Origin of the sequence: Psychrobacter sp. ASPA161_9, assembly GCF_051970275.1 — a bacterium.
In the GTDB taxonomy this organism is placed as follows: domain Bacteria; phylum Pseudomonadota; class Gammaproteobacteria; order Pseudomonadales; family Moraxellaceae; genus Psychrobacter.
Genome location: NZ_JBEFNI010000012.1, coordinates 1 through 24865 on the forward strand (window position 1 = coordinate 1; position 24865 = coordinate 24865).

Annotated in this window: 20 protein-coding genes; 6 read left to right on the forward strand and 14 right to left on the reverse strand. The window is 41.4% G+C overall.

Going from position 1 to position 24865, the window contains the following annotated elements; translation table 11 throughout:
• Window positions 1–216: 216 nt before the first annotated feature.
• The 4 genes from fusA to ACTQ9S_RS12665 all read right to left on the reverse strand — a co-directional run bounded on the left by fusA (window position 217) and on the right by ACTQ9S_RS12665 (window position 5321).
• Complete coding sequence (gene fusA / locus ACTQ9S_RS12650) at window positions 217–2343, reverse strand: elongation factor G (RefSeq protein ID WP_440455128.1); 2127 nt, start codon at window positions 2341–2343, stop codon at window positions 217–219.
• 394 nt (window positions 2344–2737) lie between these two features.
• Entirely contained in the window at window positions 2738–3211 is a 474-nt protein-coding gene (rpsG, locus tag ACTQ9S_RS12655; RefSeq protein ID WP_068037983.1) for a 30S ribosomal protein S7, read from the reverse strand.
• A 202-nt stretch (window positions 3212–3413) separates the two neighbouring features.
• Entirely contained in the window at window positions 3414–3788 is a 375-nt protein-coding gene (rpsL, locus tag ACTQ9S_RS12660) for a 30S ribosomal protein S12 (protein ID WP_010200611.1), read from the reverse strand.
• 393 nt (window positions 3789–4181) lie between these two features.
• Window positions 4182–5321, reverse strand: a complete 1140-nt coding sequence (locus ACTQ9S_RS12665; RefSeq protein ID WP_440455129.1) for an EcsC family protein — start codon at window positions 5319–5321, stop codon at window positions 4182–4184.
• Window positions 5322–5953: 632 nt separating this feature from the next.
• Between ACTQ9S_RS12665 and ACTQ9S_RS12670 the strand changes: the two genes are divergently transcribed.
• A complete protein-coding gene (locus ACTQ9S_RS12670; RefSeq protein ID WP_068037989.1) occupies window positions 5954–7204 on the forward strand; it encodes a beta-ketoacyl synthase N-terminal-like domain-containing protein in 1251 nt (416 codons plus the stop codon).
• A 3-nt stretch (window positions 7205–7207) separates the two neighbouring features.
• A complete protein-coding gene (locus ACTQ9S_RS12675) occupies window positions 7208–8950 on the forward strand; it encodes an anthranilate synthase component I family protein (protein WP_440455130.1) in 1743 nt (580 codons plus the stop codon).
• Between the two features lie 147 nt (window positions 8951–9097).
• On the opposite strand, the gene hisC is transcribed toward ACTQ9S_RS12675, so the two are convergent.
• The 8 genes from hisC to ACTQ9S_RS12715 form a co-directional block, all read right to left on the reverse strand.
• Complete coding sequence (hisC, locus tag ACTQ9S_RS12680) at window positions 9098–10246, reverse strand: histidinol-phosphate transaminase (protein ID WP_068037995.1); 1149 nt, start codon at window positions 10244–10246, stop codon at window positions 9098–9100.
• A 364-nt stretch (window positions 10247–10610) separates the two neighbouring features.
• Window positions 10611–11906, reverse strand: a complete 1296-nt coding sequence (gene hisD / locus ACTQ9S_RS12685; protein ID WP_440455131.1) for a histidinol dehydrogenase — start codon at window positions 11904–11906, stop codon at window positions 10611–10613.
• 280 nt (window positions 11907–12186) lie between these two features.
• A complete protein-coding gene (gene hisG / locus ACTQ9S_RS12690; RefSeq protein ID WP_068038001.1) occupies window positions 12187–12882 on the reverse strand; it encodes an ATP phosphoribosyltransferase in 696 nt (231 codons plus the stop codon).
• 120 nt (window positions 12883–13002) lie between these two features.
• Complete coding sequence (murA, locus tag ACTQ9S_RS12695; protein ID WP_440455132.1) at window positions 13003–14271, reverse strand: UDP-N-acetylglucosamine 1-carboxyvinyltransferase; 1269 nt, start codon at window positions 14269–14271, stop codon at window positions 13003–13005.
• An 83-nt stretch (window positions 14272–14354) separates the two neighbouring features.
• Complete coding sequence (locus tag ACTQ9S_RS12700; RefSeq protein WP_068038007.1) at window positions 14355–14606, reverse strand: BolA family protein; 252 nt, start codon at window positions 14604–14606, stop codon at window positions 14355–14357.
• A 197-nt stretch (window positions 14607–14803) separates the two neighbouring features.
• Entirely contained in the window at window positions 14804–15799 is a 996-nt protein-coding gene (locus tag ACTQ9S_RS12705; protein ID WP_440455133.1) for an alpha/beta hydrolase, read from the reverse strand.
• A gap of 278 nt (window positions 15800–16077) precedes the next feature.
• A complete protein-coding gene (locus tag ACTQ9S_RS12710; protein WP_068329515.1) occupies window positions 16078–16926 on the reverse strand; it encodes a BON domain-containing protein in 849 nt (282 codons plus the stop codon).
• A 308-nt stretch (window positions 16927–17234) separates the two neighbouring features.
• A complete protein-coding gene (locus ACTQ9S_RS12715; protein ID WP_440455134.1) occupies window positions 17235–17729 on the reverse strand; it encodes a YraN family protein in 495 nt (164 codons plus the stop codon).
• Between the two features lie 248 nt (window positions 17730–17977).
• Between ACTQ9S_RS12715 and rsmI the strand changes: the two genes are divergently transcribed.
• Window positions 17978–18922: a 16S rRNA (cytidine(1402)-2'-O)-methyltransferase gene (gene rsmI / locus ACTQ9S_RS12720; RefSeq protein WP_440455135.1), complete on the forward strand. Its 945-nt coding sequence runs from the start codon at window positions 17978–17980 to the stop codon at window positions 18920–18922.
• Window positions 18923–18974: 52 nt separating this feature from the next.
• The gene (locus tag ACTQ9S_RS12725; protein WP_068038016.1) at window positions 18975–19997 is read left to right on the forward strand and encodes an adenosine kinase; all 1023 of its coding nucleotides are present in this window, start codon (window positions 18975–18977) and stop codon (window positions 19995–19997) included.
• Between the two features lie 83 nt (window positions 19998–20080).
• Here the strand turns inward: ACTQ9S_RS12725 and ACTQ9S_RS12730 are convergent, their stop codons facing one another.
• Together ACTQ9S_RS12730 and nfuA are read right to left on the reverse strand one after the other, a co-directional pair.
• On the reverse strand, window positions 20081–21403 hold the full coding sequence (locus ACTQ9S_RS12730) for an O-acetylhomoserine aminocarboxypropyltransferase/cysteine synthase family protein (RefSeq protein ID WP_068329520.1): 1323 nt from the start codon (window positions 21401–21403) through the stop codon (window positions 20081–20083).
• A gap of 233 nt (window positions 21404–21636) precedes the next feature.
• The gene (gene nfuA / locus ACTQ9S_RS12735; protein WP_068038023.1) at window positions 21637–22320 is read right to left on the reverse strand and encodes a Fe-S biogenesis protein NfuA; all 684 of its coding nucleotides are present in this window, start codon (window positions 22318–22320) and stop codon (window positions 21637–21639) included.
• Window positions 22321–22917: 597 nt separating this feature from the next.
• Here nfuA and ACTQ9S_RS12740 point away from each other — a divergent pair.
• Together ACTQ9S_RS12740 and ACTQ9S_RS12745 are read left to right on the forward strand one after the other, a co-directional pair.
• A complete protein-coding gene (locus ACTQ9S_RS12740) occupies window positions 22918–23895 on the forward strand; it encodes an alpha/beta fold hydrolase (RefSeq protein WP_440455137.1) in 978 nt (325 codons plus the stop codon).
• Window positions 23896–24044: 149 nt separating this feature from the next.
• Window positions 24045–24674: a glutathione S-transferase family protein gene (locus tag ACTQ9S_RS12745; RefSeq protein WP_068329525.1), complete on the forward strand. Its 630-nt coding sequence runs from the start codon at window positions 24045–24047 to the stop codon at window positions 24672–24674.
• Window positions 24675–24865 lie beyond the last annotated feature (191 nt).

Consider the following 24865-nt stretch of genomic DNA (forward strand, 5'->3'; position numbering starts at 1 on the left):
TGGGATTAGAATTTTCAACTAAAGTGCTTAAATAATGTTAAGACAATAGCTAAAGCATTCTGACCACATTAAGATAATTGTTAAAAGGTTGCACATGCAATGTGCAGATATTATAAGAAAATCACAACCAATAACAAGTCTTTTAACAAGTTATTGGTATATTCTTCAATGGCAATATAGAGATGCACTCTATATCGCCACTATTAAGTACTTTATTTACTCGTCGCCATCTTTAGAATTGAACTTAGAGATGATTTCAGCAGCAACTGATTTTGGAATTTCAGCGTATTTTTGGAATTCCATTGAGTATGTAGCACGGCCTTGTGACATTGAGCGCATTTGTGTGGCATAACCAAACATTTCTGCTAATGGTACTTCGGCACGGATCTGCTTAGTACCACCAGGTAAGTCTTCCATACCCTGTACCAAACCACGACGACGGTTAAGATCACCCATGATATCGCCCATGTAGTCTTCAGGCGTTTCAACTTCAACTTTCATGATTGGCTCAAGTAACGCAGGGTTTGCTGCCATGAAGCCTTTTCTGAAAGCCATAGAGCCTGCCATCTTAAACGAAAGCTCGTCCGAGTCAACGTCATGGTAAGAACCGTCATACAAGGTCGCTTTTACGTTAACTACTGGGTAACCAGCAAGTACGCCATTTTTCATGCGTTCTTGGATACCTTTATCAACGGCACCATGGAATTCTTTAGGTACGGTACCACCAACAACTTCTTCAGCGAATTCGTATTCAACATCACCCGCTGGATCAAGTGGCTCAAGACGTAACCAAACGTGACCGAATTTACCACGACCACCTGTTTGACGTACGAATTTGCCTTCTTGTTCAACAGTGTCACGAATCGTTTCACGATAAGCAACTTGTGGTGCACCGATGTTTGCTTCAACGTTGAATTCACGCTTCATACGGTCAACAAGAATTTCTAAATGCAGCTCACCCATACCACTGATGATTGTCTGACCAGATTCTTCGTCAGTGTGTACACGGAACGATGGATCTTCTTTCGCCAGGCGACCTAGAGCGATTGACATTCTTTCTTGATCCGCTTTAGTCTTAGGTTCAACAGCAAGACTAATAACTGGATCTGGGAATTCCATGCGCTCAAGAGTGATTACGTTGCTTTCGTCACATAGCGTATCGCCAGTTGTCACATCTTTCATGCCAACTAATGCTGCGATATCACCAGTACGAATTTCTTGCAACTCTTCTTGAGAGTTAGCCATCATCTGTACGATACGACCAACGCGCTCACGCTTCATTTTAACTGGGTTATAAACACTGCTACCTTGCGTTAAAACACCTGAATAAACACGAACGAAGGTTAAGTTACCAACGAACTTATCATTCATGATTTTGAATGCTAAAGCTGAGAATGGGGCTTCGTCTGATGCTTCACGAGTACCTTCACTTTCATCTTTATCATCAAGGATACCTTTAATAGCAGGTACATCCATTGGTGCTGGAAGATATTGAATGACTGCATCCAACATCTTTTGTACACCTTTGTTTTTAAAAGCAGTACCACAAAGAAGTGGAATAATTTGATTATCAATAGTCAACTGACGAATAGCAGTATTGATCTGCTCTACAGACAATTCACCACCTTCTAGATACTCATTCATGAGTTCGTCTGAAGCTTCAGCCGCATTTTCTACAAGATTTTCGCGATACTCTTCTGCTTTTTCTTGCAATTCAGCTGGGATTTCGCGCTCTTCGTATTCCATACCTTGAGACGCTTCGTCCCAATAGATGGCTTTCATAGTCACAAGATCAACAACGCCTTCGAAATCATCTTCTTTACCAATTGGAATAACCAATGGTACAGGATTACCACCTAAGCGAGTTTTGATCTGTTCGATAACACGATAGAAATCAGCACCAACGCGATCCATTTTATTTACGAATGCAAGACGTGGAACTTTATATTTGTTAGCCTGACGCCAAACGGTCTCGGACTGTGGCTGAACGCCGCCTACTGCACAGTAAACCATGCAAGCGCCATCAAGTACACGCATAGAACGTTCAACTTCGATAGTGAAGTCGACGTGACCTGGGGTGTCAATGATATTGATGCGATGTTCATCGAACTGTTTTGCCATACCTGACCAAAAACAAGTCGTTGCCGCTGAGGTAATAGTAATACCACGCTCTTGTTCTTGCTCCATCCAGTCCATAGTGGCTGCGCCATCATGTACTTCGCCAATTTTGTGGCTAACACCGGTATAGAATAAAACACGTTCAGTGGTGGTTGTCTTACCAGCATCGATGTGCGCTGAGATACCAATATTGCGATAGCGTTTTAGGGGAGTTTTACGAGCCATAGTGTTTTCCTAGGGAAATTCGTGTATAGATTAATGTGTTGTGTCTCTACCTTATACTCTATGACAAAGCGGTCAGCTTCGTAATATTACTTACTGATTATTGGGCCTAATACGGACAAAAAAAGAGCAAATACTAAGAATAGTGCGGCATCAAATTTGGGATGCTTTATGTAGGACAGCATCATGATAGATGTTCGCCATTTAAGACATATAATAGTTCAGGCTGTTGAAAAGCCTTAAGCTATCTAATCGTCTTATTAATCATGACGAGAATCAATAGAATAAGTAGTATAACGATTAACCAGCAGATATATTATCTACAAGTTAATCGTATCAATCACATATAGCGTATAAACAACTTAATAAAAAAGTTATTTATAAATGCTAAGCCGCTTTAGAAGCGATAATGAGAGAATGCTTTGTTAGCATCTGCCATGCGGTGAACTTCGTCACGCTTTTTCATAGCATTACCTTTGCCTTCTGATGCATCAGACAATTCGCCAGCAAGGCGTAGAGCCATTGATTTTTCAGAACGCTTAGCAGCAGCTTCAGCTAACCAACGCATAGCCAAGGCAGTACGACGGGAGGGGCGTACTTCCATTGGTACTTGATAGGTTGCACCACCAACACGGCGAGCTTTCACTTCAACCATTGGGCGTACATTTTCTAAAACTTCTTCAAAGAAAGATACTGGATCTTCGATGTTACGCTTCTGGCTTACTGTCTCAAGGGCACCGTAAACGATACGCTCAGCAGTAGATTTTTTACCATGACTCATTACATGGTTGATGAACTTAGCGATGGTTTGGCTACCAAACTTAGGATCCGGTAGGATCTCACGGGTAGCAACGACGCGACGTCTTGGCATAATAATAATCCTTATCTTCAGGAGTGTCTGACATTCACAATCTCGCACCAGTTAATAATATAGGCGATGTTATATCGAGTTGTCAGTCAGCCTTACTGCATGGCGGTATGTTATGACAGCATATTACTCATTTAGAATAAGAATACTGTTAACACCAAACCCATGCACAGTTAATGGGTGATACAAATAGGCTTAGCTAATATTAAGCTTTAGGCTTCTTCGCACCATATTTAGAGCGACCTTGTCTACGGTCTTTTACGCCAGCACAATCTAATGCACCGCGAACAGTGTGATAACGTACACCTGGTAGATCTTTTACACGACCACCACGAATAAGTACAACACTATGCTCTTGTAAGTTATGACCTTCGCCGCCGATGTAGCTTGATACTTCATAACCAGAAGTCAAACGTACACGACAAACTTTACGCATTGCTGAGTTAGGTTTTTTAGGCGTGGTAGTATATACGCGAGTACATACACCGCGACGCTGTGGGCACGCTTGCAACGCAGGAACTTTTGACTTTTCCTTGATGGTTTTGCGACCCTTACGAATCAATTGGTTAGTTGTTGCCATAAGGCATCCTTCTCCCGTTTGGTATAAAACAAAAAAATGGGCGAATCCACCATCCTCTTCATTAAAAGTGAAGATTTTGAGGCACCCATTTTTAGGACAATGTATTATAAAGATATGTTGCTGCTATTTCAACTACTTATAGTCAGTTTCACTTTACAATGCTGAATAGATATGCATTAAGTATACTCTAATATCGGTTAGCAATACAGTAAAGCATTGGCAGCAACTATAAACAACTTACTACGTACTTCTACAACTGTAATAAGCTTTTAATTTATTATCGACTAAATGGCGATAAAGTCTTATTTTTCAAGGTAACTTTTGGGATATTTTGTTTCGTGCTTTATATACCAACATCCTCTATTATCTTAATCAATAAGAGTCAATCAACCGTTATTTCTTAGCCTTAGTCTTAGTCTTAGTCTTCTTTCCAGTATCAGCTGATTTCTCATTATCTTTATTATTAGATTTAGTGTCAGCAGGTTCGTCTGACTTTTTCTCTGAGGAACTATCAACATTATCAGATTTGTTATCTGAGTCTTTATCCTGCTTGGTTGTCATTTGGCTTACTTCTTCTTCGCTACTACTATCATCAGTGATAAATCGGTTAGCGAGTTTTGGCTCTGGCGCAAATGTTGCTTGAGCTACCCCAAGCACTTCGTCAATTAGACGACTATTGTAGTGCATACCGACAGCAACAGCACTTAATGGTAAGAAACGGCGTATCCACGATAGATTAATTTGATCTAAATCAACCCCTACTTGCCCAGCGATATTGTCTATTTGCTCAGCGTAAAAGTTGACATTTTGATTTTTAAGACCAAGGTTTTTCAGTTCGCTGTGCAATCCGCGACTTTGAGCATTATCGAGTAAACCCTTACCCACCCCAATACCTGCTAGCAGCGCTTGCTTTTCTTGCATCTTGCTCAAATCTGCACTGGCAAGTAGCTCATAAGCCATCTTGATCCCTTGCTTACCAGTCAAAGGCTTGTCATAGACAGCAGCTAATTGATAAACAGAACGCAATGATACCAACAAAAGCCACAAAGTATCAGCCAGCAATCCTGGTAAACCTGCTAAGCCCGTCAGACCACCCAGAGTTGCCAACGCTCTATTCTGATTGGCGATATCAGTGGCTAGCGCATAACGTTGTTCATCATCTAGTACAGTAGTATCAGCAAAACGATGCTCGTTCGGCAAATCTAATTGGCTCCAATTAGCTGCTAGTTTGGCTACTTGAACAAAGGCGCTGTCTAATACAGACTGAAATAAACTATTAGGTACGACTTTTTTAGCATATTTACCATACATAGCAAAACGTGTACCTAATAATTGCTGTGTCGTTTTTAAGGTTTGCTCACGAAATAAATCTTGTTGATAATCCTCATCACCTAAGTTTACTGCCTTGTACTGACGTGGCTTACTTGCTTTGGCATTAGCACTATCAATTAATGATCCCATACGTTCAAGATTATTACGGGTAAAATGGCCAATAGTATTGATACCTTGAGAAAGAGTGCTTCGTTTTGCCATCGTTATATCCTTAGTATGATGATTAAATAACTTAAAATTAAAATCGACAAATCTTTATTATGTGCGGCTATGCATTGAGTTTTTTGACGTACCAATTTAATGTACCAATAAATTCTGATAAAACAACAAAAATGTTTGTCTATATCAATGCTTAGGTCATCATTTTAGCTATATCTTAACTTCTATGTCAGTGTGAACAATGTTATCAATATCGTAAAGTTTGTATCTAAAAGTATGGCTTATCTAACGCTATAAGCATGATATAGAAACTATATATGTGTATTTTTTAGCCCATCTACTATCTCTATGACTGCTATAATAACGCATGTTATATTTATAGAAACCAGTCAAACAAGCCTTTTTATCTTACCTTCAAGAATTATTATTTTTTTGCGACTGTTTTGCATTAGAGAAAAGATTTTGAGTCGTTGATACGTTATCATAATAATATGCAAATTCAGATATGGTTGAATGATTGCTTCGTCATTTAATATGACATTATCAAATATTTTAAATATATCAAGTACGAAGGCAGCTACCTAGTAAAAGCGGCAAACATCTACACATAGATAGCAGTTATAAGTATTCACAGCTAGATATTGACAACAATTAATTACTATAAGGAATGGAATATGCGCCGAGTTGTTATTACTGGAGCAGGGATTGTCTCTTGTATCGGACATGATTTAGCCACCGTCACATCTGCTCTTAAACAAGGTCAGTCTGGTATTACATTTAATGAAACTTACGCTGAACATGGGTTTAAGTCGCAAGTAAGCGGTAGCATCGACAAAACGGCGCTAGATACGGCTGGTATTGATCGTAAATTGAAACGATTTTTTAGCGATGCGAGTCTTTATGCTTACGTCAGTGCGTTAGCGGCAATTAAACAATCTGGTTTGTCACTTGAAACCATCAATCATAATCCGCGTGTCGGCGTGGTAGCAGGTTCGGGTGGTGCATCGACAGAAGATGTAGTCAGCGCAGTCGATGCTATGCGCGAAAAAGGCCTACGCGGGGTCGGAGCAATGGCTGTACCAAAGACTATGAGTAGCTCGGTATCAGCAGCACTAGCAACTGGGCTTAAAATTCAAGGTATTTCTTACTCTATTTCTTCTGCCTGTGCAACTTCAACTCATTGTATCGGCCATGCAGCTGAACTCATTCAACTAGGTAAGGCCGATGTGATACTTGCTGGTGGTAGTGAAGCTGAAGACTGGACCCAGTCGTGTATGTTTGATGCGATGGGTGCGATGAGCACTCAGTACAATGATACGCCTAAACAATCTTCGCGTGCTTATGACAGAGATCGCGATGGCTTCGTAATCGCTGGTGGCGGCGCAATGGTAGTCGTTGAAAGTCTCGAGCATGCACAGGCACGTGGCGCAAATATTTTAGCAGAGATTGTCGGCTATGGTGCCAGCTCGGATGGGGCAGAAATGGTTGCGCCAAGTGGTGAAGGTGCCGTACGTTGTATGCAGCAAGCATTAGCTCAAGCCGGATTAGAGCGTGTTGATTATGTTAATACCCATGGTACCAGCACACCGCTAGGGGATATTACTGAGCTTAAGGCTATTGCTAAAGTATTTGCATCAGACACTGACACTCCTACTAAAAACTCTGTGCCACCTATTAGTTCTACCAAGTCAATGACAGGTCATAGCTTGGGTGCTGTTGGAGCGCAGGAATTAATCTACTGTTTACTTATGCTGCAAGAAGGCTTTATTGCCCCAAGTATTAATATTGAAAATCTTGATGAGGCAGCTGCCCCTTTCGATATCGTCACTGAGCTACGTGAAACTAAGCTAAATACCCTTATGAGCAATAGCTTTGGTTTTGGTGGCACCAACGCGACCTTAATTATTAAAAGGTTTGACGCTTAAATTATGCTCGCATCAAACTCTTCTCAAGATGAGATTAGACAGACTCAATATGCACAAACGCCAGCTATCAAAAATAGCTGGCGTTTTGGCGACTTATCAGCCGCAGAACTGCTACCACAACTGCAGAGGCATTTACTTTCCCAAGATACTAAAGCTAATTGGCAATTGGTTTGGTTAAATAATAATGGGCGACCTGTAATTGGCCTACTACCTAAAGTAAGCTGGTCTGTTTACTCTGCTGACAGCAAAATATCTAACAAGCAGCTGCCCGATTCTAAATATAGAGTGATAAAAAACTTTCGAAATGATAGTAATGCACTAACGACAGCGCATATGAGTTATGCAGAATGGCAGGATGAACTAATCCATTATAGTCAGGCTTACGAGTCTGGTAGTAGCGTTTCAAACTTAATAGATAAATCTAATGAGGAACCAAGTTATCATCACGGTCTAATAGGCTTTATTGGTTATGACATTGCTGCTTATGAATTAAGTCCAGCAGCTAAAATCGAACTGGCAGCGCAGCCTTGTGCGGTATTGGGACATTATGATATCTATCTGACCCCGTCTAATGAAGACAAAACTGGCTGGAAATTAAATACTTTAGCACTGGATACTGATAACGAAACAACAAGTTCAATACTAGCTGAGCTTATATCTTACTTTAGTATCTTAGACCATGAACTATCCCAGATAAAAAAGACAGCTGACAATCTTGAATGCCAACTAACTCCCTTAGTATTGAATGCGCGCTGGCATAAAGATGATTATCAGAATGCTTTTGATAAAACCCAAGACTACTTACAACAGGGTGACTGTTATCAAATCAATCTAACGCAAGCTTGGCAAGGCTGCCTTAATAAGTTAGATAGCTCATACAACTATAATGATTCTATAACAACGCTCATTGACTACTTACCTACCCTACATCGAAATACTCAGGCACCATTTGCTGGTTATTTAGGGGTTAATAGTAATTTAGATGACTTAGGTGACTTAGATAACTTAGATAGTTTGGAAGCTAACCATTCAACAACTGATAACCATGCTAAAAACGTTAAGCATGTCAAAACCCCACCCTTAAGCTTTGAGCTATTGAGCTGCTCACCTGAGCTGTTTTTTACTTTTATAAAAGATATGGCTACAGGCTCGCATCACATTATTACTAAACCAATCAAAGGTACTCGCCCTAGAGGTATGGATGATGAGCAAGATTTAACCTTAAAGCAGCAATTAATTGACAGTAATAAAGATCGTGCTGAGAATGTCATGATTGTTGATTTATTGCGTAATGATTTAGGTAAATATGCCAAAACTGGAAGTGTAAAAGTACCGCATTTATTCGCAATTGAAAGCTTTAGCAATGTGCATCACATGGTCAGTACCATTGCCGCTGAGCTAAAGCCCGATGCACATCCGTTAGCAGTATTATTTGGTAGTCTACCTGCAGGCTCAATCACTGGTACGCCCAAAAGGCGTGCTGTTGAAATCATCTCTGAGTTGGAAACCGCAGCACGCGGGGCCTACTGTGGCACCATGGGCTTTATGAATTTTGATGGGAGTGGTCAATGGAATGTGCTCATTCGTACATTGCAAGCCGATACATCGTTGAATGCAGCAGGGCAAGTAAGTTTATGGGCTGGTGGCGGTATTACTGTCGCCTCTGATTGTGACGAAGAATATCAAGAATGTCTTGATAAAGTTGGCAACTTACTGAATGTATTAAATCAAGCAGGCATAACCTAAAAAATTTGCTTTGAAAATTTTAGCTGGGCAGTTGAAAAGACTCATATAATTAAATACAAAGTTGAGTAGGTGAATTATTCGCTGGTTTCTAACTTAATAAAAACGTTAACTACCAGCGAATAATTCAATTTTGCACTAATAAAAAAATTAGCCAATATTTGATATAGAGTTACTGTCTTCATTGGTCGCTTGCATGGCAGTCAGCGCATCAATTAAACGCTCATGTTGTGCTTGCGTACCAATAGTAATACGTAAGTATTCCTGAATCCGTGGTTTATCAAAATGACGCACAATGATACCTTGTTCGCGCAATGTGCTAGCGACTGCGCTAGCATCACCGTCGTGAGGACGGGCAAACACAAAGTTAGCATGTGATGGCAATACTTGATAGCCCAATGCCGTCAGCTGAATCGTTAATGACTCGCGTAAATCAATAACTTGCTGACGTGTTTGCTCAAAATAGTCGGCATCTAAAACACTGGCAGTCGCTCCAGCTTGAGCTAACTTATCTAACGGATAGCTGTTAAAGCTATTTTTCATACGGGTCAATGCTTCGATTAATGACGCATTTCCAAAAGCCATTCCAACACGCAAACCTGCCAGAGAGCGAGACTTTGAAAAGGTTTGGGTCACTAAGATATTATCAAACTCATTAATTAAACTTACTGCTGAAGCTTGTGTGTTTGAACTGACTTCATCTATACAGGCAAAGTCAATATAGGCCTCATCAATAACAACCACCGAATTAGAATGCTCGCTGGCAAGTTTGCGAATATCAGCAAGCGATAACAATAGACCTGTTGGTGCATTAGGATTGGCAATAATAATACCACTACAAGGCTGACGATAAGCGTCAGGATCTATACTAAAGTCAGCCTCTAACGCAATCTGCACCAGTTCTACACCAAAGGTCTGTGCATAAACAGGATAGAAGCTATAGCTAATATCTGGCGCTAACACAGGGCGTTCTTTTAGAAAGAAGCTGGCAAATACTAAAGCTAGAACTTCATCTGAACCATTACCGACAAATACTTGGTTTACATCAAGACTATATAGCTGTGCTAATGCACTACGCAAGTCATCAGATTCAGGCGCTGGATACAAACGTAGATCATCAGCTTGCTGCTCTAAGACTTTAGCAATGGCTTCCCCCACTTTCGGCGATGGCGGAAACGGGTTTTCATTGGTGTTTAATTTGCATAAATTAGCATGCTGAGGCTGCTCGCCAGGGACGTAAGGTGACAAGTTACGCGCTTTGGATGACCAAAGTCTGGTATCAACTTTTCGTTCGCTCATATGTTATCCTACTAATAGCTAAAATGGTTGCAGACAAGACATAAAATGATAGTAATAATCATGCCTCAATTAGGTTTACAACGCTCTGTTTATGAATAGCGGGAGAGCAGTCTCTACATCAGCTCTTACCTGATAAACAGGAGTAACACTTCCTTGTCTTTGTAGGATATAAAGCTTATCTATGTATAATAAAAAAATCAGATAAGATTTTTTTGCGGCTATTTTAGAAGTGGTACCTAAAAAATAGTCTCTATTAATATCCTACTTAAATTCTATACAGTCACTACTATAACGACTATGTATTTCTGACAAAGGGTTCTTTATAGCCGCTATCCTGTCTATATATCGGCTATTTAAAAGCATTTTACTGGTAACGATAACGAGCTGAGCGCGCATGAGCTTCTAAATCTTCACGCTGCGCTAAAATATCAGCTGTCTCAGCCAGTGGCTTACTACCGCTTTCACTACAATAAATGATTGATGATTTCTTTTGAAAGTCATAGACACCTAGCGGAGAAGAAAAACGCGCAGTTCCCGATGTAGGGAGCACATGATTAGGGCCAGCACAGTAATCACCGATGGCCTCAGGCGTGTGACGTCCCATAAATATAGCACCAGCATGACGAATATCGCCAAGCAGCGCATCAGGGTCGTTAACAGACAGCTCTAAATGCTCAGGAGCAATACGATTAACGAGTGCCATACCCTCACTTCTATCTTTGACCAAGATAAGCGCACCACGATTCTGTAGAGAGTCACGAGCGATATCAGCTTTTGGCAACTCTGCTAATGCTTTTTCAATCTCAGCAGCTACCTCTGCTAGCTGCTCGCTACTTGTCGTTACAAAGATCGCTTGGGCAATACGGTCATGTTCAGCTTGAGACAATAAATCCATAGCTAGCCAGTCAGCGCGATCTTGCGCTTCACCTTCTGCATATACTAATACTTCAGATGGGCCAGCTATCATATCGATACCTACCTGTCCAAAAACGGCACGTTTAGCCGCCGCCACATATTTATTACCCGGACCCGTTATTTTATCCACTGCTGGAATAGCTTCGGTGCCATATGCTAATGCTGCAACAGCTTGTGCCCCACCAATCGTAAAGACACGATCAACTTGTGCTAAATGTGCCGCTGCCAATACTAATGGATTAAGTACGCCGTTTGGCGCTGGTACGACCATGATGACTTCAGTAACGCCAGCAACTTTTGCAGGAATAGCATTCATAAGTACAGAAGAAGGATAGGATGCAAGACCGCCGGGTACATAAATACCCACGCGATCAAGTGGCGTAACTTTTTGACCTAAGCGATTACCTAGCTCATCCTCATATTGCCATGTTTCTTGTACTTGTCGTTCATGAAATGTCTGTACCCGCGTTGCCGCTGTCGTCAATGCAGACTTTACTTTCGCATCCAAATTATCAAAAGCTTTAGCAAGTGAATCTTTCGATAGCTCTAACTCTTGCATCGTCGTTGCTGGATGCTGATCAAACTGCTGAGTCAATGTTAACACTGCATTATCACCATCGCGGCGTACTTGGGTAATAATATCATCAACGGTTTTTAATAAATCAGCATCATTAACCGTCTCAAAGGCTAACAGTGTCGTTAACTGCTGCTCAAAATCGGTATCTTGGGTACTTAACTGGCGCATGACTCAATCCTATGTTTAAGCTAAAAAGATCACTGTAGAAAATAAACGCTATGAAAACAATCAAACTATGGTAATGGGATAATGGCTTCAGCCTACTTACCTATTGCTATAAGCAAATGATAAGAGGCTTATATCTTCCAGTAAATACACATGAAAAAACCAGTTTAGCATGCTATGTCTATCATAGAGCGCCAAACTGGTTTTAAAACTCACATAATAGCTTTTGGTATTATCAATAATAAATAACGCTAACACTTAACATGCATCAAACAAATGACAATCAAGAGGCAGCAGCGATACTAGCTTTAAAGCTTTCAAGGATAGGCTCAAGTAACGCAAACTTACGCTTATAGCTGACTTGATTTACAATCAAACGAGAAGATACATCACAAATGTGCTCACGCGGCTCTAGACCGTTAGCTCGTAGAGTATTACCAGTATCGACCACATCAACAATCAAATCACCCAAGCCAACTAATGGCGCAAGTTCCATAGAACCATAGAGCTTGATGACGTCTACTTGCTGACCTTGGCTAGCGAAGTAAGCACGAGCGACGTTGACGTATTTAGTAGCAATGCGCAGACGACGATTGGGTAATGGTGCATCCTTTACGCCAGCCGTCATAAGTTTGCATTGAGCGATTTTCAGGTCTAGCAATTCATAAACATGATTAGCACCATGTTCAAGAAGCACATCTTTACCTGCTACTCCAAAATCAGCAGCGCCATGTTCTACATAGGTCGGCACATCGCTGGCCCGTAGAATAAGCACGCGGACATGCGGGTTTGAAGTAGGAAAAATCAGCTTACGTGACGCATCAGGATCTTCGAGGAGATCAACGCCAGCTGCTCGCAGGAGCGGCATCGTCTCTTCTAAAATACGCCCTTTAGATAATGCTAAAGTTAAGCCGTTAAATTCGTTGTCTACTTCATTCAATAAGTCGTTAGTCTGTAAGCGTTCAGTTTTCTCAGTCATAATGACAGGGTGTCCGTGTACAATTGATATCCCTATATATCAGGTGATTAGCAATATATTAGGGATTATTAATGTTATAACGTGGATAAATCTGCGTGTCACACACAAAGCATCGTAAGGTTAATCATTAGTATTGATACGCTCAATATTAACGCCAAGCGCACGTAGTTTTTCTTCAACATGTTCATAACCGCGATCGATATGGTAAATGCGGTCAATCAAGCTCTCACCTTCAGCTGCCGCAGCTGCCATTACCAATGACATCGATGCACGTAAGTCAGTCGCCATCACAGGTGCTGCCGTGAAGTTTTCGACGCCTGTTACTACCGCTGCATGACCATCCACTTGGATAGATGCACCCAAACGATTGAGCTCAGGCACATGCATATAGCGGTTTTCAAAGATATTTTCGATAAAGGTACTGGTACCATCTGCCAAACAAGATATCGCCATTACTTGCGCTTGCATATCAGTTGGAAAGCCAGGGTGCGGCTGAGTACGGATGTTTACAGGTCTTGGGCGACCAGTCATTTGGGCGCGAATCCAATCATCACCTGTAGTAATCACGGCACCCATATCTTCGAACTTTTCTAACACGGGCGTTAATAATAACGCAGACGTGTTTTTGGCCAACACATCACCGCGCGTCATCAACGCGCCAGCAAGATAAGAGCCTGTCTCGATACGATCAGCCACTACTGAATATTCACAGCCATGCAAGCGCTCAACGCCCTCGATAGTCATCGTTGAGGTGCCGATACCGCCTATTTTTGCACCCATCGCCACCAACATATTGGCCAAATCAACGACTTCTGGCTCAAGCGCACAGTTACCCAAGACCGTCGTACCCTTAGCAAGTGCTGCCGCCATAATGACGTTTTCAGTACCGCCAACGGTAATCATATCAAATGAGAAATTACAACCAATCAGCTTGCCACCTTTAGGTGCTTGTGCTTTTACATAGCCATTCTCTACGCTAATTGTAGCACCCATGGCTTCAAATGCTTTTAAATGCTGATCAACAGGGCGTGAACCAATAGCACAGCCGCCTGGCAATGAGACTTCTGCTTCACCAAAACGTGCTAGCAATGGCCCAAGTACTAAAATCGATGCGCGCATGGTCTTTACTAGATCATAGGGTGCATAAAAGTTATCGATATTTTTGGTATCGCAAGTGACCGTATCGCCTTGCTTTTGGATATCGATACCCATGCCACCGATCAGTTCAATCAACGTCCGCACATCTTGTAACGATGGCACATTGTGCAATGTCGTTGGGGTCTCAGCCAATATCATAGCTGCAAGCAAAGGCAAAGCGGCATTTTTGGCGCCAGAGATAGTAACTTCCCCTGCGATACGACTACTACCGGTGATTAAAAACTGATCCATAAAAGTAACAACCTAGCTGTATGTGTGAAGAAAAGTGCAGTAAATTAGAAAACTAAAAGCTTGCACTGTAAAAATAAAAACATTTAACCTTGTGACTGTACTTCCCACTCAGCAGGCGTCAATGCCTGAATATTAAGCGCATGTATGTCGCCACTAGCAATCTTGTCATTGACCAACGCATAGATAGATTGTTGACGCTGTACGGCACGTTTGCCTTCAAAACTGGCATCGACTACACGTACATCAAACTTATTGCCCTGATTAGCAGCTTGAATAAAAGCGTCTGGAAAATGCTGCTGTAAAAATGCGATTAAATCGTCAGCGTTCATGCTCATAGAATATCCTATTATTATATTAGAAGTAGCGTTTGTATGTTCTGTATGAGTTTGTATAATTTGCTTACCAATACTGATTGGCATTAGCATAAAAATGCTAGGCCTCATACAAAGGCATCATTATAACAAGAGTTTAACCATCTTACAGTACTGTCTACTCATAAGCGCATGTAGCAACTCTACGTTTATTAAACTGTCTATTTTAAATTTTTATCTAAATAAGTTAATACTTGCGCACGTACATCATTGACCCAACGTAATGGCGGTGCCATCGCTCCAATACTGGTAGCATGACTGGCACCTTCGATTTCGCCATTTTCCACCGTTACGCCATGATCTTTCAGCGCCTGAGTCATTTTGATGGTATTGGTCTTATGCACAACTTTGTCTTTTTCGGCAGTTAATAATAAATACGGTGGCTGCTCGCCTTTGATTTGACGGTCAGGCATCACTGCATCTGGGGTAGCATCAGCGGCAAAAGCAGTCACACTGGCAAATTTACGAAAATCATAGCTATAAGGGCCAGCGATACCAATGACCGCAGCGATGTCTCTCGGTTTAATTCCATAAGGTGCTAAAAAATCTTCATTAGACATTGCAGCTACCGCATTGAACGCGCCAGCAGAATGCCCGACCACCGCTACGCGCTTAGGATCGACATGAAGACTTGGTGCATTATTAATACTCCATGCAATTGCTTGAGCGGTATCTTCAACGTAATCAGGATATACATGCTCGGGTGCTTTTCGATAATTAATCACTGCAGTGACATAACCTGCTTGGGCTAAGCTTTGACCGACGAAAGCATACTCTTCTTTACTGCCGCTCTCCCATGAGCCACCATGCACGAATACCACCATCGGATAAGTATTATGAATGGTATCTTGTGCTTTCATCGCCTGTGCCAATGGCTTAGGGTAATAGATATCCAAATCTTGTGCTGGCTCGTCACCATATAAGATGTTTTTGCTGACACCAACGCCGCTGTTTGAAGTGATACCATTTACTACTGCCAACGCTGACAATGCTTGCGCTTGTTGAGTGGCTAACGTAATAGCACCTACTGCCACTATGCCTGCACCTACCAGCTTTAACGTACGCGTATTGCGAGGTTGATTGCTCGCAGAAATATCGTTTGTTATCTCAGTAATATCTGTTTTTTGTTGTGCATTATCAGAATTCGAACCTTTCATTGTTATTATCCCTATGATTACCCAGTCTACAGCTGCCAATACGCCAAATGATTTGGTGACTAATCCATTGCCTTGTTTGTCTGCATTTCTGCATTCAGTCATTTTACTGGCTATCTCATAATTTGACGTGTTTTTAGTGTTATGACTGTTAAAGGTTATTGTGAATGACTTTAGAGCAGCAAATGAAGTCATTCATCTATAAACCAAACCCTATTTATCAATGATAAATATAAACAGAAATTTTTTCGTAGAAATAGAAACAGTTACTTAAAGCTAATTTATGGATTTTGGTATAAATCAATATAAGGGCTGGAAGATTGTTGCTCAGTTGAGTTGCTGTTTTCTATATCACTGTCTTCTATTAAAGTATCGTTACTTGCTGAGTTTGTTGGAGCGACCTCTCTAATAATCGGTGTTGCCCCCGTTGATTGCGCAGTAGTAGCGTTGGCAGGATTACTTTCTGACATGATATCTGCATCATTGATAGGCAAGCCTCTGTCATCCACGACAGTAGTCAGTAATACCAACTCAGTAATACCAGCAGTACTGTTGGCAATATCGATCAGATGGCTTTGCTGAGTAGGTGTCACTCTGCCCATAACATAGACCACACCATCATTAGTCACTGCCTTTAATTGTGACGCTTTGACTGCATTATTAGCTGCAGTTTTGGCCATTAGCTTTGAGGTAATATAACCATCATGTACGGTCGAGCTATAGCCTCTAGCAACACTAACATCTAGCTCATTATAGACGCGGCGTACGTCAGGCATAGAGCTGACTACTTGCTCGATTTGCACTTTCAGAGCCTCAGTTGGCACCTCACCTGTAAGCAGAATTTCGCTATAAAAACTATCAATGCTTATTCGACTATTGGCTTGCAGGTCTTCTTGCAAACCATAGACGTTTATCTTTGCTGTATGTTCAATACTACGATCAAGCAAGCGCTGAGGGATAGTCCGTTCAGTCACTGGCACGCCATAAGTACCTTCAGTACTATTGGTCAAATAATTGGTCGTACAGCCCGTACTAACTAGGCTAGCCATTACAATAGCACTTATCATCGTACGATTTATAGCGACACGCGGTGTTTTAAAAACGGATTTAAGTGTATGCAACCTTGTCATTATCTTCCTCATAAAGCACAGTCAATATTTAAGTTTTAGTAATAGAATATAGAAAATTTATGTCACTGATTCAGACTAAATATTATAATAATTATATAGGCAGTATGGTCGGTCATAGCCGCCCTGTTATATTCAGAGTTGTTGTGTTAATTACTGTCATGCATCAGTACTCTACCCTGAGCACCATGCCAGTTACTTTACTCAATTTTTACCATCAACGGTTAGGTTTTTAGTAACGGCAGCTTATTAGATATCGGCTTTATGCTTATTGCTGAATGCATTTTTCTAAATCATACAAACCCAATACGCTACCACGCTGTCGCCATAAATGCACCCGAAAGCCACTCTGGTTGATAAGATGCTGTGGAATGCTCGGCTATATTATTTTTATCATTGTTATTTTTATCGTTGTTTGCAATGTTACTCGTAGAGCGTTCAATATTATAGGCAATCACATCGAAGCGACATTCAAAATGAGCGTATTCAGAATGTTGTTGCAAAAAATATTTAGCCGTTTTTATAATCTTGCGCTGCTTGGCCTTGGTCACACTAAGCGCGGCATCACCAAAACTTGAACGTAATCGCTGACGCACTTCAATAAATACCAATGTCGACCATGTCTGCCCTATTTCTAACATCACCAAATCAAGCTCACCAATTTTTGGTTGCTGCCAGTTTTGAGCGATAAGCACTAAACCCTGTTGCTGCAAAAACTGACATGCCTGTTGCTCAAAGAGGCTACCTTGACGTTGCTTAGGAGACGTCAAAGCCAACGGACGATGACCATTAGTTGGCCTAGCCATAACGCATGCTCTCCTCATCTTTCATAAAAACAGCAACTCCAAAGATAGTCTGCATTTAAAATAGACTTTATGACTTATAAGTAATCACAGAATAGTCAATTCAGATTTATAATAGCACAACATGATAAACTAACTACTTTTCAGCATTTAACATCATACCTATGACTGCTTTTATAAGTGGCAATGATGATAATAGCCGAAAAACCAATCATGCTGTTTTTATTTATCATCATATTTACGAGGTTTTCATGTCTACCCCTACCGCGATGCCAGCTTGTCTATATATCGTTGCTACTCCAATTGGTAATTTAAGCGACATGACGCCGCGCGCGATTGAGACCTTAAAGCAAGTGGCTATCATCGCTTGTGAGGACACTCGTACCTCAGGGAAACTATTGGCGCATTTTAGTATCGATACCAAAGGTAGCAATACAAACGATGATGACAAGACTGCTAATAAAATTGACAACACTGACAGTACAACAGACAATAAAACTCGTGGACATAATAAGCTTTGGGCCTACCATGAGCACAACAGCGCTATCCAAACACCCAAGATTATTGAGATGATTCAACAAGGGCATTCGGTTGCATTGATTAGTGATGCAGGAACGCCACTGGTCAGCGATCCTGGTTATCAGCTGGTACAAGCGGCGCATGCTGCTGGTGTCATGGTCTCGCCTATTATCGGTGCGTCAGCTGCTATTGCCGCGTTGTCAGTAGCAGGACTACCTTCTGATCGTTTTAGCTTTATTGGTTTTTTACCTACAAAAACCCATGGTCGCCAAAAACAGCTATCAGCGTTGAAGTCGCGCACTGAAACGCTCATATTTTATGAAGCACCGCATCGTATCGTAGCAAGTTTAGAGGATATGGCAGAAGTGTTTGGTGCGGATCGCGGGGTAGCTTTTTGCCGAGAGCTGACTAAGACCTTTGAGACTGTATTCAAGTCGACTTTAGGGGAGCTTATTGAATTTGTTAAGGCTGATGATAATCAACAACGTGGCGAAATAGTTGTGGTCGTCGCAGGCGTAAACGTAGCGCAGGACGATGATGATATAAGCGTCCACGATAAGCTCTTGCAACGTCTATTAGAAGATATGTCAGTCAAAAAATCGGCGGCTCTAGCGGCTGATATTACTGGCGTCAAAAAGAACGCCTTATATCAGCGCCTCCTTGAGCTGCAAGCTTAACAATCAATGAAAGCGCTGTTTTATTTTAATATTAAAATTGGAGAGATAATCTATGTACGATGTGATGGCGATAGGCAATGCCTTGGTTGACTACGAATTTGTGTTGAGCGATGCAGCCCTAGAAGAGACAGAGCTGACCAAAGGCAACATGACCTTGGCAAACTTTGATGAGCAACAGCAAGTATTGGCATTTTTAAAACTGGCAGAAATCAAACTATCAAAAAAAGCGGGTGGCGGTTCAGCAGCTAATACCATGTTTACCTTTGCTAGCTTGGGTGGTAAGCCATTTTACGCCTGTCGCATAGGTGACGATGTACAAGGAACATTTTATATAAAAGACTTAAACGAAGCTGGCGTTGCAACCTCAGCTAAGTCGATACATACAGGTGGCGTAACTGGATCATGTGTGGTCGCTGTTACTCACGATGGTGAGCGTACAATGCAAACCTACCTTGGCACTTCAAGTGATATTACTGCTGAGAATGTCGATTTTGAAGCATTGACGCAAGCAGATTGGTTATATATAGAAGGCTACTTAGCGATGTCTGAGAGCATTCAACCCGCCATGACTCAGTTGCGCCAACAAGCAGGTATTCATGGTGCCAAAATCGCGGTCAGTTTTGCAGATCCAGCGGTAGTAAAGTTTGCAAAAGACGGTCTACTCAATATGCTAGGCAATAAAGTCGAGGTAATATTCTGCAATAGTGAAGAGGCGCGGTTATTTACTGAGAAAAAACAATATAAAGCTTCAGCACGTGCATTGCTTGAATATTGCCAGATAGCCGTCGTAACTAATGGCGCGAATGGTGCAGTTATTGCCCATAAACCTGAAAAGGACGGTGATGATATTGTTATTTATGAAGTACCAACACCAAAAGTAGCTAATGTTATAGATACCAACGGTGCAGGCGATAACTATGCTGGAGCGTTTCTATATGCCTTATCGCAGCAATACAGCTTGCCAGAATGTGGTCGTCTTGCCAGCGAAGTCGCCAGTCAAGTCATTCAACAGTTTGGTCCACGTTTAGCGTCACAAGACTATCGAGATATCGCACGCCGTGTATTGGTAGCCTAAAATTAAGCCTTTTCTACATAGTTGAACAAATAAAAAAGCCCATATCAAATCGATATGGGCTTTTTTAGATGACCAATTATGCATTAAGCAGACGCTAGAGCTTGTTCCAAATCTGCTTTGATATCTTCAATATGCTCAATACCAATAGACAAGCGCACCATATCTTCACTAACGCCTGCTTGCTCTAATTCTTGCTCATTTAACTGACGGTGTGTGGTCGTCGCAGGATGACTAGCTAGAGATTTTGCATCGCCGATATTCACCAAACGCGTAATGAGCTGTAGCGCATCAATGAAACGTGCACCAGCATCACGGCCGCCTTTCACCCCAAAGGTCAAAATCGCTGATGGCGTGCCTTTCATATACTTTTTAGCCAGCTCATGGTCTGGATGATCAGACAAGCCGGCATACTTAATCCAAGCCACTTTATCATGGCTTTTGAGATACTCAGCCACCGCTTGAGCGTTTTGGACATGGCGCTCCATGCGTAAGCTTAACGTCTCCATACCTTGGAGGATACTAAAGGCATTAAGCGGACTTAAGGCAGCACCAGTATTGCGTAATGGCGCAACGCGAGCACGAGCAATAAAGGCCGCTGCACCTACGTCTTTGACGAAGTTTACGCCATGATAGCTAACGTCCGGCTCATTCAAGAGTGGAAAACGTTCAGGATAGTCGCCCCATGCAAATGTACCACTATCAATGATTGCACCACCGATAGACGTACCCGTACCGCTCATATACTTGGTCAATGAATGCACCACGATATCTGCACCGAACTCAAATGGACGGCAAAGCGCTGGCGTCGCCACGGTATTATCAATCACCACAGGCACACCGTATTCATGGGCAATATCGCTGACCGCTTGAATATCAATGATATTGCCAAGTGGATTACCGATACTCTCTGCAAAGACCATCTTGGTCTTATCATCGATTAGATCACGAATAGAGTCAGGATTTTTATGGTCAAAGAAGCGTACTTCGATACCTTGACGCGGTAAAGTATGCGCAAATAAATTATATGTACCACCATATAGTGTCGATACGGCAACGATGTTGTCACCCATTTCACAAATGGTCTGTACTGTGTAAGTAATGGCCGCCATCCCAGAGGCAACTGCGAGCCCGCCTAATCCGCCCTCAAGCGCTGCTACGCGCTCTTCTAACACCGCATTAGTCGGGTTCATAATACGCGTATAGATATTGCCCGCAACTTTTAGGTCAAATAAATCTGCCCCGTGCTGAGTATCATCAAAGGCATATGAGCTAGTATGATAAATAGGCACCGCCACGGCTTTGGTGGTTGGCTCCACGGTATAGCCAGCATGAATCGCTAAGGTCTCTAGGTGCTGCGAATTTTTTGGGCTGTTATCAGTATTATTCTCTGGTTGTCCATCACTCATTACATACTCCTTGGCATTGGTTGAAAACGTCTTGATTAAAAAATCATCTCTAAAAAAGCTATTCTCTAAATCATAGCAATAAAAAAAGCTGAGTTCATCATAACTCAGCTTCTTTATTAAAAGAATAGCAATTTATTCAACACTTAATGACTAATATTCATAAGCCGTAAAATTAATAAGCGTTATTCATACTGTCTTTAGCAGTTATTAGGCGCTTACTTACTATTAAACCTTTATTTATAGTAGGCGTTTTCAGTGCGAGTATGGTCAGTCTCATCGACGACTTGAGTCAACTCTGGTATTTGCTGCTTGAGCTGCACTTCCACGCCTTGACGCAAGGTCATATCAACGGCTGAGCAACCTTGGCAACCACCACCGAACTTCAATACCGCGGTTAAGCCAATGCCTTCTTCTTCAATCAGTTCAAGCAATTGTACATCACCGCCATGCGCGGCCAAGCTTGGATTAATTTCAGACTGCAAGACGTAGTTGATACGCTCTTCGACACTCGCATCAGCGCCAACTTTTGGCACTTTAGAATTTGGTGCACGGAAGGTCAGCTGACCACCAAAACGATCTTTATTATAATCAATGACGGCATCTTCTAAATAAGGGACTGATGCCGCCTCAATAAATGCAGAGAAATTATCATAGGTAAAACGCAGATCGGCGCTATCTTCCTCGCCCGGCTGATTATATGCCATACAGCATTCAGCACGCGGTGTACCTGGATGTTCAACGAATATACGCACACCGATGCCGTCAGTATCTTGTTTTGACAACAAATCTGCCAAGTAACCTTGCGCTGACTCAGTAATAGTAATATTGCTTTTGGTCTCGGTTTGATCAGTATCTAATGCTGATTCGAAGTCTGTAGACTGGTCTAATTGACTGTCAGTTTGGTTGTGCTCACTCATAAGGTTTCCTATGCGTTATGACACAAATGCTATATCTGTCATGGCTGCTGTGTCGTGAATTTTGAAAAATAGGCAGATTATCAATCATCGCAGCTTATCGTTATATTGGCTTGGTTTAACTACGATTTCAATAAAGTTATAACGGCTATTATAGCGCACTCAAGCGATAATTCCGACTGCGCCACTGTGATTTAACTGTGACTGTCATAAATGGCTGCTATTGGTTTTTTTAATACTCAAATCTAAAGCGTAAATGCTGTGAAGCTATAACAACGATACAAAAACAACGATACAAAGTTGTTCTATTGCAAATACCATATCTATTAGTGACTATATTAAGACGGTATTGCCAATTATCAAGCATCGTAGTCTCTTGCGATATACAAAATAAAAAGCGCAAAGCTCTAGTAAGAGCAACTTTCCATTTTTTGGCATTTTATTAAAGTATCTTTTATTAAAGCACTGGTTATTAGAGCATCTATTATTAAAGTACTTGAACGATGTTTACTCGCTCTCTACTTAATAATGGTATCTTTTAAGAATCCTGCGTACCTATACTAAATGATTTGAGTAAATGATTTGAACGAGACCACTTTTATGATGACACAAACGCTAAATCTAGTGACCACTCAAGATGGTGAGCAAATTGCTGTTTGGCAAGTTATTGATAGCGCAAAGGATAATAGTGAGACTGATGATAATGTTGCAGCTGACAGCTCTATAGCCAAAGCGCAAAATATATTACTAACGCACGGTACGTTTTCGGACAAACACACCTGCTTAAAAATTGCAGAGCATTTAGCCAGCTTTGGTCATCACTGCTATATTATGGAATGGCGTGGTCATGGTCACAGCTCAGTGCCAAAAGATAAATTCAACTTCGAAACCGTCGCTACTTATGATTTTGAAGCAACTTTTCGTTATTTATTTGATGAATTAGAATTGGATAACTTGCATTGTGTCACTCATAGCGGTGGTGGCGTTGGCTTGACCATGTTTTTAATCCAAAACCCACTTTATGTTACCAAGCTGGTTAGCATCAGCATGTTTGCCTGCCAAGCCTATGGGGCGGTAGTAAATCGCAAAAATCACACTAAGATACTAACAGCCAAATTATTTACACGACTATTTGGCTACATCCCTGCAAAAAAACTCAAGATGGGGCCTATTAACGAAAGTTATTACACGATGAATCAGTGGTTTGATTGGAACCTACAAAAGAACTTTAAGAGCAGCTTTATTAAACAGAGTAATATTGAGCAAAGCAAGCTCGCAGAAAACATCATTGATAAAGAGGCCAATCATGATGACAGCTTCGATTATCGACAGCATATGCCAATGATTACCACGCCTATCTACGCTATTAGTGCCAAAGGCGATAACTTCATCTCTCCGACCAGTGGCTGTGAATTGTTTTTCAATGCTTTTGATAATCCTACTAACGTGTTTCGTGAATACTCCATCAGTAATGGAAATTTGGACGATTATACCCATAGCCGCATCATGATTAGCCGTAACGCTGCCAAAGAGGTCTGGCCGACGGTTGTCGCATGGATTGATAAGCACGCAAAATGACTTTATAACTATTAAACCTATATATCTATTACATCTATCCAAATTAACTTCACATAAGATAACTGAATAAGCTTGGTTGATTAGCTAAAGTTAATATCGTTAATACGGTGATATGAATAATTATAACTAAATACATAAAGGAGTATTTTATGAAGTTATATGTGATACCAGGCACATGCGCAGTCGTGCCACATACAGCACTTGAGTGGACAGGCACCGATTACGAGCTTGAGCTGTTAGATCACGACTCAGTGAAATCAGAAGAATATTTGCGCATTAATCCGCAAGGCGCAGTACCTTCGATAGTTGATGGTGAGACAATTGTCACCCAAAACATTGCTACCCAAGTCTATGTTGATGCCAACTATCCTAATGCTAATATTTTTGGTACAGATAAATCGCCTGACGGACAAGCACAGATTATGCATTGGCTAGCATTTTTAAATGCCGATCTGCATAAAGCATTTGCCCCGTTATTTGGTCCTGATGGTTTTATCGAAGATGAGTCAGCGCAAGAAAAGCTAAAAGATAAGGCAAAAGAGAACATCGCTCATCTACTAAGATTGCCCAATGAGCAGCTTGGTAAACAGGATTATCTAACAGGTACTAAAACGACCGCTGATATCTATCTTTACGTCACCCTGACGTGGGCGAAGAAGTTTGACATCGATTTGTCTGCTTATAAAAATTTTGATGCCTTTATCAAACGCATTGAAGAAGACGAAGGCTTAACCGCTGTGATTGAACAGCAAGGCTTAGAGAAAATTGGCTCACTGTAGTTTTCTATAGCTATTAACTTTTTAGTAAAGCCCTTCTAATGTTTTAGGAGGGTTTTTTATTTTATAGCCAGTTCAAAATATAGTAGATCCACTATAAAATAAATACAGCACTACTGGGATAAATTTTGCGCAGCCTCTGTCTGAATAGGCACAGCAAGCAAGGAAAGTTTGTTCCAGTAGTGCCTTATAAT